The 20275-nt window shown below is 73.4% G+C and carries 12 protein-coding genes; 9 read left to right on the forward strand and 3 right to left on the reverse strand.

The window, feature by feature from the left end; genetic code table 11:
• Positions 1-10: 10 nt before the first annotated feature.
• The gene (locus OH804_RS02745) at positions 11-1198 is read left to right on the forward strand and encodes an NAD(P)/FAD-dependent oxidoreductase (RefSeq protein WP_196924527.1); all 1188 of its coding nucleotides are present in this window, start codon (positions 11-13) and stop codon (positions 1196-1198) included.
• Positions 1199-1216: 18 nt separating this feature from the next.
• On the opposite strand, the gene OH804_RS02750 is transcribed toward OH804_RS02745, so the two are convergent.
• Positions 1217-2062: a GNAT family N-acetyltransferase gene (locus tag OH804_RS02750; protein WP_406062526.1), complete on the reverse strand. Its 846-nt coding sequence runs from the start codon at positions 2060-2062 to the stop codon at positions 1217-1219.
• A gap of 144 nt (positions 2063-2206) precedes the next feature.
• Here OH804_RS02750 and gltB point away from each other — a divergent pair, with 144 nt between their 5' ends.
• From gltB to OH804_RS02770, 4 genes are all read left to right on the forward strand, one after another.
• On the forward strand, positions 2207-6919 hold the full coding sequence (gene gltB, locus OH804_RS02755; protein WP_406062528.1) for a glutamate synthase large subunit: 4713 nt from the start codon (positions 2207-2209) through the stop codon (positions 6917-6919).
• Complete coding sequence (locus OH804_RS02760) at positions 6912-8447, forward strand: glutamate synthase subunit beta (RefSeq protein ID WP_196924522.1); 1536 nt, start codon at positions 6912-6914, stop codon at positions 8445-8447. The genes gltB and OH804_RS02760 overlap by 8 nt, the downstream gene beginning before the upstream one ends.
• Before the next feature lie 175 nt (positions 8448-8622).
• Positions 8623-10020, forward strand: coding sequence for an MFS transporter (locus OH804_RS02765; RefSeq protein ID WP_406062530.1), 1398 nt, complete (start codon positions 8623-8625; stop codon positions 10018-10020).
• 69 nt (positions 10021-10089) lie between these two features.
• Positions 10090-10599 (forward strand): hypothetical protein, encoded by a 510-nt coding sequence (locus OH804_RS02770; RefSeq protein ID WP_196924518.1) that lies wholly within the window; start codon positions 10090-10092, stop codon positions 10597-10599.
• Between the two features lie 319 nt (positions 10600-10918).
• Here OH804_RS02770 and OH804_RS02775 read toward each other — a convergent pair whose 3' ends face one another.
• Complete coding sequence (locus OH804_RS02775; protein ID WP_196924515.1) at positions 10919-12451, reverse strand: M1 family metallopeptidase; 1533 nt, start codon at positions 12449-12451, stop codon at positions 10919-10921.
• Positions 12452-12596: 145 nt separating this feature from the next.
• On the opposite strand from OH804_RS02775, the gene OH804_RS02780 reads away from it, so the two are divergent.
• The 3 genes from OH804_RS02780 (at position 12597) to OH804_RS02790 (ending at position 18719) form a co-directional block, all read left to right on the forward strand.
• The gene (locus OH804_RS02780) at positions 12597-15293 is read left to right on the forward strand and encodes a hypothetical protein (RefSeq protein WP_406062532.1); all 2697 of its coding nucleotides are present in this window, start codon (positions 12597-12599) and stop codon (positions 15291-15293) included.
• Between the two features lie 97 nt (positions 15294-15390).
• On the forward strand, positions 15391-17919 hold the full coding sequence (locus OH804_RS02785; RefSeq protein ID WP_406062534.1) for an FtsK/SpoIIIE domain-containing protein: 2529 nt from the start codon (positions 15391-15393) through the stop codon (positions 17917-17919).
• A gap of 2 nt (positions 17920-17921) precedes the next feature.
• Positions 17922-18719, forward strand: coding sequence for a hypothetical protein (locus tag OH804_RS02790; RefSeq protein WP_406062536.1), 798 nt, complete (start codon positions 17922-17924; stop codon positions 18717-18719).
• 30 nt (positions 18720-18749) lie between these two features.
• On the opposite strand, the gene OH804_RS02795 is transcribed toward OH804_RS02790, so the two are convergent.
• Complete coding sequence (locus tag OH804_RS02795; protein ID WP_196924511.1) at positions 18750-19307, reverse strand: hypothetical protein; 558 nt, start codon at positions 19305-19307, stop codon at positions 18750-18752.
• A 316-nt stretch (positions 19308-19623) separates the two neighbouring features.
• Here OH804_RS02795 and OH804_RS02800 point away from each other — a divergent pair, with 316 nt between their 5' ends.
• Positions 19624-20268: a hypothetical protein gene (locus OH804_RS02800; RefSeq protein WP_406062538.1), complete on the forward strand. Its 645-nt coding sequence runs from the start codon at positions 19624-19626 to the stop codon at positions 20266-20268.
• Positions 20269-20275 lie beyond the last annotated feature (7 nt).

Below are 20275 nucleotides of genomic sequence, written 5' to 3' on the forward strand. Positions count from 1 at the left end.
GGCGGCACCGATGCGAAGCGCGGTGGTGGTCGGCGCGGGGGTCGGTGGCCTCGCGGTGGCCGGCGCGCTGGCCCGTTCCGGCTGGCAGGTCACAGTGCTGGAACGCGCCGAACGGGTCCGACCCGAGCCGACCGCCGTCGTGCTCTGGCCCAACGGCGTCCGTGCGCTCCAGGCCCTCGGCCTCGGCGCCGGCCTGGCCGCCATCGCCACCCCGTTGCCCGACGGCGGGGTTCGTCGCCCGGACGGGCACTGGCTCGTGCAGCCCCGGCCCATCCCGGCCGACCGGATGCCGGTGGTGGTGCACCGGGAGGATCTGCACGACGCGCTGATCGCCGGCCTCGGTGAGCGGGTCGAACTGCGGACCGGGGTGACAGTGCGCCACGTCCGCGTCGAGCCGGGCGAGCGACCGGGAGTCAACGACGGGCGGCACACCATCGAAGCCGATCTGGTGGTTGCCGCCGACGGCACGGACAGCGGCATCCGCCGCCAACTCGCGCCCGAGTCCCGGGTGGTCAGCTCCGGGTGCGCCGCCTGGCGGGCCGTCATCCCCTGGTACCAGGCACCTCGACTCCCCGACGATCAGCCACTGGCCGGCGAGATTCTCGGCGCGGGTTACCGGTTCGTGGCCGCGTCGCTGGGCGAGCGCGGCTCCTCGGGCGGGTCCACCCGGGGCGGCATCTACTGGGTGGCCACCGCCGCCGGCGCGCCCCGCCCGGAGCCGCCGGAGACCCAACTCGCCCTCCTGCGCCGCTGGTACGCGGGCTGGCCCGCGCCGGTCGGCGCGCTGCTCGACGCCACCGACCCGGCCGACCTGGTCCAACAGGAGGTTCGCGAGCTGCGTCCGCTGCCCCGGGCGTACGGCTTTCCGGTCGGGCCCGGTGGGGTGGTGCTGCTCGGCGACGCGGCGCACGCCATGCCGCCGCACCTCGGGCAGGGCGCCTGCCTCGCGTTCGAGGACGCCGCCACGCTCGCGTCGCTGCTGCGGGAGGCTCGACTGCCCGACGCCGTCCAGGCGTACGACCGGGTGCGTCGCCCCCGGGCCGCGACGGTGGTCCGGCAGACCCGGCGGATGTCGGCGGTGCTCCAGACCCGGGGCCGGTTGGCGCTGCGCGCCCGGGACGCCGCGCTGGGCACGATCAACTCACGGCTGCTCTCCAGCGCCGTCGCCACCGCCGCCCAGTGGCGCCCCCCGACCTGAGCCGGGTCGCCGGGCAGGTCAGGGGATGAGGGCGGCGGGTTCGGCGATGCAGGCGGTGCCGATCCGGCGGAAGCCGACCCGCAGGTAGACCCGCGCGATCTCCTCGCTGCCCGCGGAGAGAAAGACCAGCTCGGTGCCGGCCGCCAGCAGTTCCCGGGCCAGGGTGGCGGTGAGCGCCGCGCCCAGCCCGCGTCGCCGGGCGGACGGCAGGGTGGCCACGCCGGCGATCTCCGCGACGTCGTCCACCCGCATCGCCATGCCGCTGGCCAGCGCCCCCTCGGTCGGCGTGCCGGCCAGCGCGGAGATCCGTCGGCCGTCGGCGATCCGGGCGCGTTCCTCGTCGAGCGCGGCCAGTTCGAGTTCGGTGACGGCGGCGTCGCGTTCGGCCGGGCCGGCCTCACCGGGGGCGGTGCCGGCGGCGGCGAACGACACCGCTGCCACCGCACGCCGGGCGGCGACGTCGGCGGCGAAGCCGGGGGAGTCCGCTGCCAGCACCCGCACCGCCGCGTCGGACAGCGTCGCCGGGTCGGGCAGCGCGCTCGGGTCGAGCACCATCAGCGGCGCCTCCAGCACGCTGAGCCCCGCCGAGCGGGCCACCGCCAGCAGTTCGGGGGTCGTCTCGTGCACCCACTCGAAGGCTTCCGGCAGGCCAAGCTTCCGCTGGCGCTCGCGGACCGCTGTCACGTCGGCCAGCGACGGCGGCTCGGTGGCGTCGATCCGGGGGCGGGCGTAGAACGGCCACCCGGTGCCTTCGCGGACGAACAGCACCAGCCCGCCATGATCCTCCGCACCGGCGACGTCGCGGGGCACCGCGTCGTAGAACTGTTCCAACCGGTCGAAGACGTGCTTGTGTCGCGGATCCACCGCGCGAGACTACACGTCCCAGCCAGTGGACGGTGTGATCAATCTCGGGTGGCCGTGCGACCCCGGCCCTAACGTAGACTCAATAGACCCACGGGCCGACGTCGTCCCCACCATGATCCAACCTGAGTGACGACAGGAGGCCCGGTGGCTCAGCCGTACGCGGACACAGAACAGCCGCACCCGCACAGCCCGCAGGCGTCCCCGACGCCCCACCCCCGTCCGTCGGCCCAGGGCCTCTACGACCCAGCCCAGGAGCACGATGCCTGCGGCGTGGCCTTCGTGGCGGACCTGCACGGCCGGCGTTCACACTCGGTCGTCGCCAACGGGCTCGGCGCGCTCTGTCGGCTGGACCACCGGGGCGCCCGCGGCGCGGAGCCGAACACCGGCGACGGCGCGGGCATCATGATCCAGGTGCCGGACGCGTTCCTCCGCGCGGTGGCTGACGTCGCGCTTCCCCCGGCGGGCGAGTACGCCACGGGGCTGGTCTTCCTTCCCGACGACGATGTCGCCGAGGCGCGTGCCCGTCGGGTGGTCGAGAAGTACGCGCTGGTCGAGGGCGCCGACGTGCTCGGTTGGCGGGACGTGCCGATCGACCCGAGTGACCTGGGCGAGACGGCCCTGGCGGCGATGCCCCGGGTCCGGCAGCTCTTCCTGGCCGCGCACCGCCTGACCGACGCGCCCGACGGGCCGGCCGGTTCCCCGCTGCGCGGCATCGAGCTGGACCGGGTGGCGTTCTGCCTGCGTAAGCAGGCCGAACGGGAGACCGCCGAGCGGGGCGTCCCGGCGTACTTCCCGTCGCTGTCCAGCCGCACCATGGTCTACAAGGGCATGCTCACGCCCGACCAGTTGCCGGCGTTCTACCCGGACCTGCGCGACGAGCGGGTGGACAGCGCCATCGCGCTGGTGCACTCCCGCTTCTCCACAAACACCTTCCCGTCCTGGCCGCTGGCGCACCCGTACCGGTTCATCGCCCACAACGGCGAGATCAACACGATCCGGGGCAACCGCAACTGGATGCAGGCCCGCGAGGCGCTGCTGCGCTCGCCGAACGTGCCGGGCAACATCCGGCGGGTCTTCCCGGTCTGCACCCCGGCCGCCTCGGACTCGGCGAACTTCGACGAGGTCCTGGAGTTGCTGCACCTGGCCGGGCGGAGCCTGCCGCACGCGGTGCTCATGATGATCCCCGAGGCCTGGGAGAACGACCCGGGGATGGATCCGGCCAAGCGTGCCTTCTACCGCTTCCACGCCAGCCTCATGGAGCCGTGGGACGGTCCGGCGTCGGTGGCCTTCACCGACGGCGAGATCGTCGGCGCGGTGCTGGACCGCAACGGGCTGCGTCCGGGGCGCTGGTGGCAGACCGACGACGGGCTCGTGGTGCTCGGCTCCGAGGCGGGCGTGCTCGACCTCGACCCGGCCCACGTTGTCGCCAAGGGGCGCCTCCAGCCGGGCCGGATGTTCCTGGTCGACACCGTGGCCGGGCGGATCGTGCACGACGAGGAGATCAAGTCCGAGTTGGCCGCCGCCCAGCCGTACGGCGAGTGGCTGCACGCCGGGCTGATCGAGCTGAACGACCTGCCGGCCCGCGAGCACACCGTCTACACGCACGACTCGGTACGCCGCCGGCAGCAGACCTTCGGCTACACCGAGGAGGAGCTGAAGATCCTGCTCGGGCCGATGGCCCGCACCGGCGCCGAGCCGCTCGGCTCGATGGGCACGGACACCCCGATCTCGCCGCTGTCCACCCGGCCGCGGCTGCTCTACGACTACTTCCACCAGCTCTTCGCCCAGGTCACCAACCCGCCGCTGGACGCCATCCGCGAGGAGCTGGTGACCAGCCTGGCGTCGACGATCGGGCCGGAGGGCAACCTGCTCGACCCGGGTGCGGCGAGCTGCCGGCAGATCGTGCTCCCACACCCGATCCTCGACAACGACGAGCTGGCGAAGATCCTCTCCATCGACGAGGACGGCGACCTGCCCGGCTTCAAGGCGGTCCGGGTCTCCGGGCTGTACCGGATCCGGGAGGGCGCCGCCGGGATCAAGGCACGGCTGACCGAGATCTGCCGGCACGTCTCCGAGGCGATCGAGGACGGCGTGCGCATCCTGGTGCTCTCCGACCGGGACTCCAACGCCGACCTGGCGCCGATCCCGTCGCTGCTGCTCACCGCCGCCGTGCACCAGCACCTGGTGCGCGAGCAGACGCGTACGCAGGCGGCGCTGATCGTCGAGTCCGGCGACTGCCGGGAGGTGCACCACGCGGCGGTGCTGATCGGCTATGGCGCGGCGGCGGTCAACCCGTACCTGGCGTTCGAGTCGGTGGAGGACATGATCGCCACCGGCGCGTTGGCCGGGGTGGAGCCCGCCGCGGCGGTGCGCAACTACGCGAAGGCGCTCGGCAAGGGCGTCCTGAAGATCATGTCCAAGATGGGCATCTCGACTGTCTCCTCGTACTGCGGTGCGCAGGTCTTCGAGGCGGTCGGCCTGGACAGCCGGCTGGTCGAGCGCTACTTCCGGGGCACCCCCAGCCGTATCGGCGGGGTGGGTCTCGCGGGCGTGCACACCGAGGTGGCCGCCCGGCACGCGCTGGCCTGGCCCCCGGCCGGCACCGCCACCTCCGACCGGTTGGAGGTCGGTGGCGAGTACCAGTGGCGCCGCGAGGGTGAGCTGCACCTGTTCAACCCGGAGACGGTCTTCCTGCTGCAACACGCGACCCGCAGCCGGCAGTACGACGTCTTCCGGCAGTACACCGGCAAGGTCGACGCGCTCGCCGCGCAGGCCGGCTCGCTGCGCGGGCTGTTCACACTGCGCACGGGGGTCCGGCCGGCGGTGCCGATCGAGGAGGTCGAGCCGGCCACCGAGATCGTCAAGCGGTTCGCCACCGGCGCCATGTCGTACGGGTCGATCTCCGCGGAGGCGCACGAGACGCTCGCCATCGCCATGAACCGGCTCGGCGGCAAGTCCAACACCGGTGAGGGCGGCGAGGACGTCGAGCGGTTGCACGACCCGGCGCGTCGTTCGGCGGTCAAGCAGATCGCCAGCGGCCGGTTCGGTGTGACAAGCGAATATCTGGTCAACGCCGACGACCTCCAGATCAAGATGGCCCAGGGCGCCAAGCCGGGCGAGGGCGGTCAGCTGCCCGGCAACAAGGTCTGGCCGTGGATCGCCCGGACCCGGCACGCCACTCCCGGCGTGGGTCTGATCTCCCCGCCGCCGCACCACGACATCTACTCCATCGAGGACCTCGCCCAGTTGGTGCACGACCTGAAGTGCGTCAACCCGGCTGCCCGGGTGCACGTCAAGCTGGTCAGCGAGGTCGGCGTCGGCACCGTCGCCGCCGGTGTGGCGAAGCTCAAGGCGGACGTCATCCTGATCTCCGGCCACGACGGCGGCACGGGTGCCTCCCCGATGAACTCGCTCAAGCACGCCGGCACCCCCTGGGAGCTGGGGCTGGCCGAGGCGCAGCAGACGCTGTTGCTCAACAAGCTGCGCGACCGGGTCACGGTGCAGGTCGACGGCCAGCTCAAGACCGGCCGGGACGTGCTGATCGCGGCGCTGCTCGGCGCGGAGGAGTTCGGCTTCGCGACCGCGCCGCTGATCGTCGAGGGCTGCGTGATGATGCGGGTCTGCCACCTGGACACCTGCCCGGTCGGCATCGCCACCCAGAACCCGGTGCTGCGGGAGCGCTTCACCGGCAAGCCGGAGTTCGTGGAGAACTTCTTCCTCTTCCTCGCCGAGGAGGTCCGGGGTTACCTGGCCGAGTTGGGCTTCCGGTCGATCGAGGAGGCGATCGGGCAGTCCGAGGTGCTCGACGTGGTCCCGGCGGTGACGCACTGGAAGGCGCACGGGTTGGACCTGGCGCCCGTCCTGCACCTGCCGGAGCTGCCCGCGGGTGCGGCCCGACGCGGGGTCCGCGCGCAGGATCACGGCCTGGAACAGGCGCTCGACAACGAGCTGATCGCGCTGGCCCGTCCGGCCCTCGAGGATGGGGCGCCGGTGCGGGTCGAGGTGGCGGTGCGCAACGAGCACCGCAGCGTCGGCGCGATGCTCGGCGGTGAGGTGACCCGTCGCTTCGGTGGCGCCGGCCTTCCCGAGGACACCATCGAGTTCGTGCTGCACGGCACGGCTGGGCAGTCGTTCGGGGCGTTCCTGCCGCGCGGGGTGACCCTGCGCCTGCACGGCGACGCCAACGACTACGTGGGCAAGGGCCTCTCCGGGGGCCGGCTCATCGTCCGTCCCGACGCTGCGGCGCCGTTCCTCGACCCGGACGCCGAGCCGGGCCAGCGGGCCGAGGATCAGATCATCGCCGGCAACACCATCCTGTACGGGGCCACGGCGGGCGAGGTCTTCCTGCGTGGCCGGGTGGGGGAGCGGTTCGCGGTCCGCAACTCGGGCGCGATCGCCGTGGTCGAGGGCGTCGGCGACCATGGCTGCGAGTACATGACCGGCGGCACGGTGGTGGTGCTCGGCGCGACCGGCCGGAACTTCGCGGCCGGCATGTCCGGCGGCACGGCGTTCGTGCACCACCTGGACCGGGCCCGGGTCAACGCGGAGCTGGTCGACCTGATGCCGCTGGGCGAGCAGGAGCAGTCGCTCCTGCACGAGCTGGTCCAGCGGCACGTGGCCGAGACCGGGTCGGCGGTCGCCGAGGAGCTGCTCAAGCGGTGGCCGGAGGCGGTCGCCGAGTTCACGGCGGTGGTACCCCGCGACTACCGCCGGGTGCTGGAGATCATGCGGGCCGCCGAAGCCGCCGGCCGCGACGTCGACGACGCGGTCATGACAGAACTGACCGCACCCGCTGTGCCGGCGATGCCGGTGCCGCCCGCCCCGCGGGTGGCTGCCCAGGAGGTGGCACGTGCCTGACCCGAACGGTTTCCTGCGCTACGACCGGCGGCTGCCGGCCCGCCGCCCGGTGCCGGTGCGGATCAGCGACTGGCGGGAGGTGTACCCGCCGGCCGGTGAGGAACTGGTCCGTGAGCAGGCCACCCGATGCATGGACTGCGGCATCCCGTTCTGCCACGACGGCTGCCCGCTGGGCAACCGCATCCCGGACTGGAACGACCTCGTGCGTACCGGCAACTGGGACGCCGCGGTGGAGTCGCTGCACGCCACCAACAACTTCCCGGAGTTCACCGGCCGGCTCTGCCCGGCGCCCTGCGAGGCGGCGTGCGTGCTCGGCATCTCCGGTGGTCAACCGGTGACCATCAAGCAGGTCGAGGTGGAGATCGCCGACGCCGCCGCGGCGCGGGGGTTCACCCCCCGCCCGGTGCCGGCGCCGTCGGGCCGGTCGGTCGCCGTCGTCGGTTCCGGGCCCGCCGGCCTCGCCGCCGCCCAGCAGCTGGCCCGCGCCGGTCACGCGGTGACTGTGTACGAACGCGACGACGCGATCGGTGGCCTGCTCCGGTACGGCATCCCCGACTTCAAGTTGGAGAAGCGGCACATCGATGCCCGGTTGGCCCAGCTCACCGCCGAGGGGGTGCGCTTCCGCACCGGCGTGAACGTCGGGGTGGACGTCACCGCCGAGCAGTTGCGCGCCGAGCACGACGCGGTGTTGCTGGCGGCTGGGGCGTTGCAGGGCCGGGACACCCCGGAGACCCCGGGGCGGGCGCTTCGGGGCGTACACCAGGCGATGGCGCACCTGGTCGCGGCGAATCGCGCGGTCGCCACCGCGGCCACCGACCAGGCCGGTGTGGTGGCCACCGGTGAGCGTCGGCTGGCGCCGGCGGTGTTGCCGGACGGCACCCCGATCGACGCGGCCGGCAAGCACGTGGTGATCATCGGCGGCGGTGACACGGCGGCCGACTGTCTCGGTGTCGCGCACCGCCAGGGCGCCGCAGGCGTGCACCAGCTCGACCTGTACCCGCAGCCGCCGCAGGAACGCGACGAGGCACGCGACCCGTGGCCGACCTGGCCGTGGGTGTTGCGCAGCTACCCGGCGCACGAGGAGGGTGGCGAGCGGGTCTTCGCCGTGGCGGTGCAGGAGTTCGTGGACGACGGCACCGGCCAGGTGCGGGCGGTGCGGATCGCCGAGGTGACAGTGGAGAAGCGCGACGGCCGCCGGGTCGTCACAGTGGTGCCGGGTTCCGAGCGGGAGCTGCCGGCCGATCTGGTGCTGCTGGCGATCGGCTTTGAGGGCACCGAGCAGCAGCCGCTGCTGGCCCAGTTCGGCGTGGCCCGCAACCCTCGGGGCGCCATCGACGCCAACGAGGGCTGGCAGACCGAGGCCGACGGGGTGTTCGTGGCCGGTGACATGCACCGGGGCGCCTCGCTGATCGTCTGGGCCATCGCCGAGGGGCGGGCGGCCGCCGCCGCCATCCACGGCTATCTGGGCGGTGTTGGCGCGTTGCCGGCCCCGGTCGGCCCGACCGCGCAGGCCCTCGCCGCTCGCTGAGTCGCGGGCGTCCGGTCGGTGCGGCAGCTACCGCTGCCGCGCCGACCGGGCATTCCCGCTGGTGAAGCCGCTCACAAAAGTGGGCAAAGAGGTTTAAGTCGGCAAGACTGGCTGGCTGCCGAACCGCGCCGCGATCGGTGTGAATGATCATGCTGCCGATCGTTGGAGGGTCGTCGTGGCCAGAGGTGCCACCTTCGCCGCGTTGCGCCACCGCAACTACCGGATCTGGGCGCTCGCCGGCTTCGTCTCCGTCATCGGCACCTGGATGCAGGTCCTCGGGGTCAACTGGTACGTCCTGAAGGAGACCGGCTCGGCGACGTCCATGGGCTTCGCCGTGCTGCTCCAGGCGGCGCCCACGTTGCTGCTCAGCGTCTGGGGCGGTGTGCTGGCCGACCGACTGCCGGCCCGCCCGCTGCTGATCGCCGCCCAGGTCGCCCACGCGGCGCTCGCCGCCGGACTGGCGGCGGTCGCCCTGACCGGGGTCGGCGGCCTGCCGCTGATCTTCGCGATCTCCCTGGCCACCGGTGCCGTCTCGGCGATCGAAGGCCCGGTGATGGGCCGCTGGGCCGCCAGCCTCGTCGACCGGGAGACGCTGGGCAACGCCCTGGCGCTCGGCTCGCTCACCAACTCCGCCGGCCGCATCCTCGGCATGAGCCTCGGTGCCGTGGTGGTGGCCGCCGTCGGCCCCGCCCTGCTCTTCGGCATCAACGCGGCCAGCTTCGCCGCCGTGGTGGTGGCGCTGTTCGCCGTACGCCCGGGAGCCGTGCCCGGCCTTCCGGTCCCGGACGGCGGACCGAACCGGGGCGGTGTCCGGGCCGGGTTCGCCTACCTGCGCGGGCAGCCGGTGCTGCTCCTCGCGCTCGCACTGTCGTTCGTGCTCGGCAGCCTGGGCCGCAACTACCAGGTGACCATGGCCGCGATGAGCGACGGTCCACTGCACGGCGGCGCCTCCGGGTACGGCTTGCTCTCGACAGTGTTCGCTGTCGGAACGGTGGTGGGTGCGCTCGTCGCAGCCCGGCGGCGATCCCTGGGCTACCGGACGCTAGTCGTCGCGGGCCTGCTCGCCAGCGGGTTGCAGATCGTCGCCGGCCTCGCACCGGGCACCTGGAGCTTCGCCGCGGTGATCCTGCCGATCGCCGCCGCCGCAGTGGTGATCGACACCACCGTCGGCACCCGCGCCCAGCTCGACACCGACGGCGCTATGCGAGGCCGGGTGCTCGCCGCCCTGGCGGTCACCGGCTCGGTCTCCGCCGCGGTCGGCGCCCCGCTGCTCGGCTGGCTCGCCGAACACGCCGGCCCCCGGCAGACGCTCGTCCTCGCCGGAGCCGCCGCGGCGATCGCCACGACGGCGGCCGGCGTCGCCCTGGACCGGCAGCGTGACCGCGCGGCGACCCTCGCGCTGGTCGTGCCGCGACCCCGTCATCCGGTACGACGGGCGGCGTTCCGGGCCGCCCGCATCGTCCGGCCCACCGGCGCGGTCTGTGTCATCGCGCCCGCCCACGCCGGTGCGGCTCGCCCAGGCCCGGTCCGGCTCAGGGAGTTGGCCACCGCCGGGCCGGCGGCGAACCGCTGAGACAGCTGTCACCCTCGGCGGCCCGCTTGCGGGACAGGGCGACACGAAGATCATCGTTACGCTGCGATCGTGGAGATCGAGGAACGCCTACGGCGAACCCGCCGATGGCTGTGGATCGTGCTGATCGGGCTCTTCCTGAGCGGTGTCACAGCGTTTCCGCTGGAGATCGAGGTGCGCTGGCTGCTGCGCGCACTGGACCCGCTCGCCGGCCAACTGCCCGCGCTGGTCGCCTGGATCGAGCGGGTGCACACCGGGCTCGTGACGGCCGGCGAGGACTACCCGTTCCTGCTCTACGGCACCGACTGGCTGGCCTTCGCCCACCTGGTGCTGGCGGTGGCGTTCTGGGGGCCGCTGCGTGACCCGGTACGCAACGTCTGGGTGGTGCAGGTCGGCATGATCGCCTGCGCGGGCATCGTCCCGCTGGCGCTGATCTGCGGCCCGATCCGGGACATCCCCTGGTTCTGGACGCTCGTCGACCTGTCCTTCGCGGTCGGGGCGTTCCCGCCGCTCTGGTTCGCGTACCGGCACATCCGCGCCATCGAGGCGAGCACGGCCGATGCGGCGACGCCGACGTCCTGAGCCATCCGACCTCTGCCCGATCTGCGCACGCTGTTCCGCGCTGGCACCGCCCCTGCTGCTGGCGACGGCCCCGTCGGTAGGCCAGCGACCGCTGTACGTCCTCACGTCCTTTGCTCTGCTTCAACCCAGGCAACGCCGCACGTCCGATATTCGGACAACCGATGTTGCGTCCGTTGAAGCAGAGCAAAGGACGTGCAAGGGCGGGACCCCCCCGGGTCGCAGTGATGATGGCGGCTGAGTTTGCTCCGGCAAGACCAGCGAGCACCGACGGAAGGGGCCGCCGCGTCAGCGACGGCCCCTCGTCGGTGCTGGCCTGCCTCTAGTGCGACATCAGGTGGTGGGCCTCGCGGATCTTCGCCCAGGACTTGGGCTCGGTCGGCGGGGCGGCCTTGCGGGCGGTGGTGGCCACGTCGGGCCGACCGGCGGTGAACAGCCAGGTGGTGAAGAGCTCGTCCAGGTCCAGTCCGGAGATCCGCTCGGCCAGGGCCTGGAACTGCTCGATGGTGCCGTTGCCGTACCGGCGCTCGGCGGTCCAGGTCGGCAGGATCTCGAAGAACGCGTCGTCGCCGACGGCCAGCCGCAGCTGGTGCAGGGTCATCGCGCCCCGGTCGTAGACGGCGTTGTCGAAGACCCGAGCGGCACCCGGGTCACCGGGCAGCACCTGCCAGAACTCGTCGTCGGCCGGGTAACTGGCGTAGGTGAAGTCGAAGACCTCCTGGGCGGTGCCCTCACCCTGCTCCTCGGACCAGAGCCACTCGGCGTACGAGGCGAAGCCCTCGTTGAGCCAGATGTTGCGCCAGTCGGCCACCGAGACCGAGTCGCCGAACCACTGGTGGGCCAGCTCGTGCGTCACCACGTAGGTGTTGGCGCCGCGTCGCCAGAAGCCCGGCCCGTACACCGGTCGGGTCTGCGTCTCCAGGGCGAAGCTGATGCCGTCGACCGGCCCGGCCACGCCGCCCTGCGCCTCGAACGGGTACGGGCCGAAGATCCCGCTCTCCCAGTCGACGATCTCGGCGGTCCGTTCGATGCTGGCCCGCGCGGCCGGCCCGAGGGCGCCCAGCGAGGTGCTGTACGCGTTGATCACCGGCTGGCCGCTGGGGCTGGTGTCGGTGACGATGTCGTACTGGCCGATGGCCATGAAGGCCAGGTAGGTGGCGGTGGGGGAGGTGGTCCGCCAGATCCACCGGGTGCGGTTGCCGGCCTCGGCCAGCGGCGGTCTCGGCTGCACGCCGTTGCTGATCACCTCGACGCCGGTGGGCACCGACACCGAGATGTCGTAGGTGGCCTTGTCCAGCGGGTGGTCGTTGCTCGGGAACCACCACCACGCCGACTCGGGCTCGTTGACGGCGAGGGCGCCGTCGTCGGTACGCGTCCAGCCGGTGTAACCGTTGACCAGGGCTTCCGACGGGACACCGGAGTAGCGCACGACGATGGTGAGCTGTTGACCACGGGTCACCGTGCGGGCCGGAGTGACCACCAGCTCGTGCGCCCCGGCGGTGCTGGTGCTCGCCGCCCAGCCGTTGACCCGCACCGACTCCACGTCGAGCAGGAAGTCCAGATTGAACGTCGAGAGGTCCTGGGTGGCGGTGGCGAGGATGGTGGTGGTGCCGGTGAGCAGATCGGTGGCCGGCTCGTAGCGCAGCCGGACGTCGTAGTGCTCGACGTCGTACCCGCCGTTGCCGTAGTCGGGGAAGTAGCTGTCGCCCAGTCCGGGCGCGCCGGGTTGCGGCGCGGCGGAGACGACCGGACGGCCCCAGGCCGTCGGGGCGGCCTGGCCGGGGGTGCCGGCGAGCATGGTGCCGGCGGTGGTGAGGGTCAGGGCGGTGGTGGCCGCCGTGAGGACTCGTCGCACGGGGTGGACTCCCTCCATCGGGTGTTCGCCACGCCAACCTAATCGACAACTGTGAACGTCGCCGGCCCGCCACACCCAGGGGCGGTCGTCAGCCTCTGGCGTGCCTTGCACCGCAAGGTCACACTGTGTTGATCGGAGGTGACACGTGCGGCGCTCGGAGTTACCCAAGCGGGAGTTGATCGGCCAACGGCAGTCGACAGCGGGCCGGGAGCGGCTGCCAGCCGGCGGTTTGGAGTTGTTCGCGCTGCTCGCCCGGCTGCTGCGGCGACCCCGTCGCGGTGACCGCCGGCTGCCACTGCTGTGGCTGGTCCGCTCCGACACCGCGGATCTGATGGTGCCGCTGCGTCGGTTCCTCGGCCAGGGCCCCCGGCGGCGGGTCCCGCACGCCGTGCTGGACGCCGACGTGCCGCCCGGCGCCGGGGACGTGCCGGCGCTGCTGCGCGAACTGCACCGGCAACTCTCCCTGGAGGCCTTCGGCGCGGCCCGACTGCGCTTCCGGCACTACCCGCTCGCCGACTGGCTGATGCAGCAGAGCCTCAGCCTGAGCATCGACGCCGACGACAGCCGCGCCGCCCTGGTCCGCCGGCTGCGCGACCGCAGGGGCCCGCGTACGCCGGAGGCGTTGCCCTCCGGCGGCGACGCCGTCAGCATCGTCTCGCAGGTGCTGCTCTGGCTGGTCCGACGGGCCGTGCCGGGGGTGGTCTTCCGGGCTGCCGTCTCCGGGCGGGTGCCGGTGCTCGGGCGGCACTACAACTGGTTCATGCGCCAGCAGTACCTGGCGCCCCGGCAGTCGGTCACCTTCCTCGGCTTCGCCGAGCGCCTCACCGCGGGCTGGCGCGACGGGGAACAACCCGACCAGGTCAACAAGCTGCTGCTGCACGCGTTCCTGGAGGACCTGCGGCAGGCGTACCGGCGTCGGCCGTGGCGTCCGTCGGACTGGCGGCGCACCGCGTACCCGGCGCTGCTGATCGACAACGTCGCCCCCGGCAACGTCGGCGGGGAACTGGTCCGCCTGATCGGCGACGTCCGCACCGAGACCGGCCGCAACGACCCGCTGCTGATCGTCGCGTCCGGTGGGCAACCCCCTCCGGACCTGCCCGAGCCGCACCCGTTGACGGAGGCCGACGAGGCGTACGACGAGTGGGCCGGTGCGCTGCCGGAGATGCGGCGGCTGCGCCGCCCCGCCACCTGGCTGGTGGCGTTGCGTCCGGACGAGACCGACACCGGCCCACCGTCCCGTGGCGGGCTGCGGCCCTTCTCCGCGCCGGACCCGCCGTGGTGGTCGCGGCGCTTCCTGCCGGCGGCGCTGTGCCTGGTGCTGGTGGCGGCGCTCGGCCTGTGGGTGGCCAGCCGGTGGGGGCCGGGGTGTCACCCCACCCTCACCGGCCAGGTGTCGGTCGAGGTGGTCGGCAGCGGCGAGTGTGTCGGCTACAGCGACAGCGCCGCGCAGGTGTTCAACAACGACCCCGGCCAGGATCGGCTGCGCACCGTCCAGGAGCGCATCTTCGCGCAGAACCGCGCCGCCGAGGAGGTCTGGCAGCGCAGTGACCGACGGCGGCCCTTCCTCACCCTGGTCTACCTCGGCACCCTCACCGGCAACCGGACCCGCGCGGACGAGGAGTCGTACGTCTCCGAGCGCGAGGAGCTCGAGGGGATGGCCACCGCCCAGTACGCGTTGCTGAAGGAGTCGGCCGGCGCGGACGGCGCGGCGCTGTTGCGCATCGTGGTTGCCAACGGTGGCCGGCAGATGATCTACGCCGACCGGGCCGTGGCGATGCTCGCCGAACTGGCCCGGGACGACCCCACTGTGCTCGGCGTGGTCGGGCTGGTGGAGAGCCGCAGCAGCACCGCCCGCGCGCTGCGCGAGCTGAACCAGGTCGGGCTGCCGGTGCTGGCGCCCACCCTCTCCGCGGACAAGATGGACGCCAACTCCCGCCTCTACCTGCAGATCTCCGCGCCGAACAAGGACCAGGTGAAGCTTGTCGACGCGTACGCCAAGCAGGTGCTGAAGGTCAACGAGGCGCACGTCTTCTACACCACACTGGAGGGCAGCTCCCTCACCGAGGACCTCTACGTGGGCACCCTCGTCGACGGGCTCCGACAACAGTTCGGCCCCCGGATCACCCGCCTCGACGAGTGGCGCACCGGGCAGCGGCTGACCGACGAGTGCGGCTACCCCGGGCTGCTCTTCTACGCGGGTCGATGGTCCGAGTTCGACGGTTTCCTGCGGGCGCTGCGCGAGTGCGGCGGCAACCCGCCCCGGCACCTCGTCGCCGACGACTCGGCCAACCGGTACATGGCCAACCCGGGGCTGCGCGCCGCCGCGCCCGGCAACCTGCCTGTCACGTACGTCTCCAAGGCGTCCCTGGCCACCTGCGCGGTGCTGCGGGCCGCCCAGGACCGGCGCGACGACGACGCCCGGGCCAGCTTCCTGTCCTGGATCCAGGCCGACGACCTGCTCGACCCTCCGCGCTGCCGGCCGGGCTCTGAGGAGCAGGTCGGCGAGCGGGTCAGTCTCTCCTACGACGCGTCGATGATGCTGGTCCGGGCGGTGGAGAGCCTCGCCGCCCGGCTGCACCACGCCAACCCCCGGCAACGCTGGGAGCCGGATTCGGTCAACCCGGTGGGTGTGCACGCCGAGGTGCTCCGGCAGAACGCCGGGCAGGGCTACCCGGGGGTGGCCGGGCTGATCCGGTTCACGCCCGACTCGGGGGAGCCGGTCGACAAGCGGCTGGCCCTGATGCGGGTGGAGCAGGTGCCCGACGTGGCGAGGGCGCCGGTGGAGGTGTTCCGCTGCGGGGCGGCCGACGCGTCCGGTCCGGCGGCGTGCGGCCCCGCCTGACCGGTCCGGCGTGACACGTCCTCGCAGGACTGTCCGGGTGCCGCCGGTGTCCGTTAGGGTTCCTGGGACCAGGCGGCCGTGGCGTTGGGGGCAGAGGGTGGGCAGGCTCGCGTCGGCGTACGGGCAGGCGGTCAGCTCCCACCGGGCGGCTCGGGCGCATCTGGACACTGCCCGCAACGCACTGGGTGCGGCACCGACCGCCGCCGCGCCGGTCGGCGACGACCTGGTGACCGGCCTCGCCCGCCTCGGCGCTGCCCTGGCCACCCCCGCCCCGGGCGTCACACCGCTGACCGACGAGCCGACAGCGGTGCGGATCGGCGAGGCGTCCACATCGGACGGCGCCTTTCCGGTGCTGGTCCCGCTCGGCGGCGGCCACCACCTGGCAGTGGACACCGACGCCCGCGACCCGCAGGTCGCCGGGCTGCTGCGGGCGCTGGTGCTGCGGCTGGTCGCCACCGCGCCCCCCGGTCAGGTCCGCGTCGCCGGCATCGACACCGCCGCGCTCGGCGCCACCTTCGGCCCGCTGCGCCCACTGCTCGACGCCGGGGTGCTCGACCCGCCGGCCACCAGCGACGCCGAGGTGGCCGCGCTGCTGGACGCCGCCGAGCAGCACGCCCGCGCCGCGCAACACGGTCAGCCCGCCGCCCGTCGCCTGTTGGTGGTGGTCGCCACCGCCGCGCCGCCGCCACGCGAGCTGGCCCGGCTCGCCGCGCTCACCCACGCCGGCCCGGCCGCCGCCGTGTGCGTGCTGCTCGCCGGCCACCCGTCCCGGCTGCCCGGCGAGACCGCGCCGCCGCTGGGCGGCACCACAGCAGTGCGGCTCAACCAGGGGTACGCGCACGTCGGCGACCCGCCCGGCACCCCGTTCAGCGCCGACGGCAGCGGGCTCGCCGCGCCCGTCCTGCTCGACGGCGACCCGCCGCCCGCCTCGGTACGCGCGCTCGCCGAGCACCTCGGCACCGCCACCCGTCGCGCCGACGCGTTGCCCTTCACCGACCTGCTGCCCGAACGGCGCTGGGCCGAGTCCGCCGGCAACGGCCTGCGGACGGTGATCGGCCGGGCCGGCGGCGCCGCGCTGACGCTCGCCTTCGACGACGCCACCCCGCACTGGCTGGTCGGCGGGCGCACCGGCGCCGGCAAGACCGTCTTCCTGCTCGACGTCCTCTACGGGCTGGCCGCCCGCTACTCGCCGGCCGAGTTGCAGCTCTACCTGCTCGACTTCAAGGAGGGCGTGAGCTTCACCGAGTTCGTGCCCACCGGCCGGGACCCGTCCTGGCTGCCGCACGCCCGTGCCGTCGGCATCGAGTCCGACCGCGAGTACGGCCTCGCCGTGCTGCGCGAGCTGCGTCGGGAGGCGCAACGCCGGGCCACCGCACTCAAACGGCACGGCGTCACCAAGCTCGCCGACCTGCCCCCTGACAATCCGCTGCCGCGCATCGTGACAGTCATCGACGAGTTCCACGTGCTGCTCGCCGGCAACGACGCGCTGGCCCGCGAGTCCGTCGACCTGCTGGAGGAGTTGGCCCGCAAGGGCCGCTCGTACGGCATCCACCTGGTGCTCGCCAGCCAGAGCATGACCGGCATCGAAGCCCTCTACGGGCGGGCCGAGGCGATCTTCGGGCAGTTCGCGTTGCGGGTGGCGCTGCCCGGCGGTGGCGGAGTGCTCGACCAGCTCAACGCCGCCGCCGCGGCCCTGCCGGTCGGCTCGGCCGTGGTCAACACCGCCGCCGGCGCGGTCGGCGCCGACACCGTGCTGCGCTTCCCCGACGCGCACGCCGCCGCGGCGGACCTCGCCGCCTTACGCCACGAGCTGTGGCAGGCCCGCCCGCCGGGCTCGCAAGCACCGGCGGTCTTCAAGGGGTACGAGGCCGCACGGATCGAGGACGACCCGACCTTCGCCGGGTTGCGCCCCGGTGGCCGACGGCCGATGGCCCTGGTCGGCCGAACCGTCGACGTGCACGGCACCACCGCTCTGTTCCTGATGGACACCACGCCCGGCCGGCACCTCGCCGTGGTGGGCACCGCACCGACCGGCGCGGACGTGCTGCGCGCCGCGACGATCAGCCTGGCCCGACAGCACACCCCCGGCGACGCCCGGTTCCACATTGCCTGCCTGGTCACCGTCGCCGACCCGGTCGCCGACGACACCGAGACGCTGCTGCGGGCCGCCGGGCACCCGGTGCAGCGCCTCGACGCGGCCGGGCTGCGCGACCGGATCACCGCCCTGACCGCCGAGCCAGCCGGCCGTGAATACCTGGTGGTGTTCGGCATGGACGCCGCCGCGCCCGTCCTCGGGGCCACCGACCCCGGCACCTTCCGCTCCGGCCTGGACGACCTGCGGACCGTCCTGCGCCAGGGCCCCGGGCACGGGGTGCACCTGCTCGGCTGGTGGCGGGGGCTGCGCCGGCTCGCCGACGACCTCGGCGGCACCCAGAACCGCGACGACGTCGCCTGCCTGGTCGCGCTCAACGTGCCCGGCGCCGAGCTGGCCCTGCACCTCGGAGCGCACGACCTGACCTACACGCCCCGCCCCGACCGGGCGCTGCTGATCGACCGGCACGACCAGCGCACCCGGCTGATCGTCCCGTTCGTCGGCGACGGGCACGAGCCGGACGGGGAGCGGTGACGGTGTCCTTCGAGGAGTACGCGGCGATGGCCCGACAACTCTCCGCGCAGCACCGCGCCGGGGAACAGCACGCCGCCGCCGAGTCCGCGCGCCGCCGCGACCTGCACGCCGCCGTCGACTACCTCCAGCAGCGGCTGACCGCCCAGGGGCAGCGCCTCGACCAGCTCGGCCGAGCCATCGGCATCGACCAACCACCTCCTGCCCCGGCCCCTCCTCCCACCCCACCCGGATCCGGGGACGGCGGACCCGCCGGCGCAGCCGGCGCGCCGGGGCGGGCGGACGTCGGGGCGTACCCCCAGCTGCCGGCGGGGGAGGCGCGGCTGGCGCTGCCGACGGCGGTGAGCCCGGCGGGCGGCGGGGTGCCCGCGCAGCGCTCGGCGGCGGCCGACCCGGCGGTGGAGTTGGAGCTGGCCCGGCGGATGGCCGACGAGGCCGACCGGCACGGCCAGCAGGCGGAGTTGCTGGCCCAGCGGCCCGCGCTGCTCCCGACGTGGTCGCCGCTGGCCCGCGCGGTAGCCGTCTACGCCGGGTGCGGGGCCGCCGCCGGGGTGCTCGTGCTGATCCTGGTGCTCGCCTCCGGGGTCGGCCTGGTGGACGGGTTCACCCTCGGCGCGTGGATCTGCGCGGGGTTGCCGGCCGTGGCGTTCTTCGGTGGGTACCTGGTGCTGGGCCGGTGGGGGCGGCCCGCGATGGTCGCCGGCACCCCGCCGCGATACCTGCCGCTCGGGTTCCTGATCTGCTTCCTGCTGGTGCCGATGGCCTACTGCGCGTACCTGCTGATGGTGCGCGGCCTGCGCTGACGGTGCGGCTGGCCGGCTCGGGCCGACCGGCTAGTCCAGGTGGTAGGTGATGCTGCCGGCGTCGCTGAACCTCTGCTCGGCGCCGCTGTTCGAAGGGCTGAAGACGCGGCAGGCGCAGCCGTCGACGGGCCGCCCCGCCGACGCTTCGGCGTAGTACCAGACCTGACCCAGCTGGGCCTTGAACGTGCGACTGGTCCGCGCTGGCACCTCGACCGCCCGGTGCGGTTCGCACTGAGCGTCGAAGAGCCACAGCACGTACGGCTCACTGGCCGCCGAGGCGGTGCCGCGCACCGGTTCACCCCACCGGCCCTCGGGGATGTCCCGTTGGAAGTACGCCACCGCTTCCTGGCCCTTGGTCCTGGCGATGCACGCCCGGTCGAGAGGTGCCCGAGATTCCAGGGTCGGGTTGGGCGCGCCCGGCGCCGATGACGATGACTGGAGGCTGCTGAGGATGCTCTGCCCGTCACCGGTCGCGACGGAGACGACGAGCAGGAGCGCGAGCAGCCCGATGAGACCGCCGGACAGGCCAATGGCGGGAGCCCGGCGACCACTGCCAGCCGATGTCGTGTCTGTCCTCTGAGCCGTCACGCCACGTCACCCCCGTTGCCAGCGGCCACCGAGTCTATGAGGCTTCGCGCTCCGGCATGGTCCCGAGCCTCGGCAACACGGTCTGTCGTCCGTTGCTCCACTGTGTTCGCTTGCCTCGCAGTCTGCGGCGCTGGGCACCACACCTCCCGGCCGTCCACCGTGTTCGGTCCCGTGCCGTAGTCTCGCGCCCCGAGCGCAGTCGGTGCGCCGTCCGCCTGCCGAGGGTCTGGATCATCACGCCTCGACGTCTCGCGAGCGGTAGGTCGAAAGGTTGGTCAGGGAATTGCAGGGACAGACGTCCACCCAGGTTGAGCCGATGCCGGCAGGTGGCGGGATTGCCGTTTCGCCGATCAACGCCGATGCTGCCGCAGGCACGGCGACGCCTCGCTCCGAGCCAGGGCTGTCGGTCGTCGCCGCATCGCAGCAGGCCGGCCCGGGCGCTGTGGTCGCGGGCTTCGGGCTGATCGCCGTCGGCGCCGTCGGCGGCTGGATGATCTGGCGCAGCGGCGCCTCCGCGGCGAAGATCCAGCCCGAGGACACCACTGGCGTCTTCCTCACCCTGTTGGTCTTCGCCGCAGCTGTCGAGCGGATCCTCGAACCGTTCTCGCGGTGGCTGCCGGGGCGCGCCGCCGAGGCCGCGCTGTCCCGGACGGTGGCCGACGTGACCGGTCGGGTCGACGGCCCCACCGAGGCCGACCGCGAGGCGGTCGCCGTGGCCACCGCCAAGGTCGCGCGGGCCAAGGCCAACCGCACCATCGTCGCGTGGGGTCTCGCCAGCGGGTTGGCGACCGTGGCGTCCAGCGCCGGCGGGTTCTACGTTCTGCACGCGGTCGCCGGCGGCGACTGGAACGGGGTGGCGGTCTGGGTCGATGCCGTCGTGACCGGCGTGATGGTCGGCAGCGGCACCAAACCGCTGCACGATCTGATCACCCGGGCACAGAACGGCCCGCCGTCGGCGTAGTTGGGCT

Origin of the sequence: Micromonospora sp. NBC_00860 (assembly GCF_045207375.1) — a bacterium.
Lineage (GTDB): Bacteria > Actinomycetota > Actinomycetes > Mycobacteriales > Micromonosporaceae > Micromonospora > Micromonospora vinacea.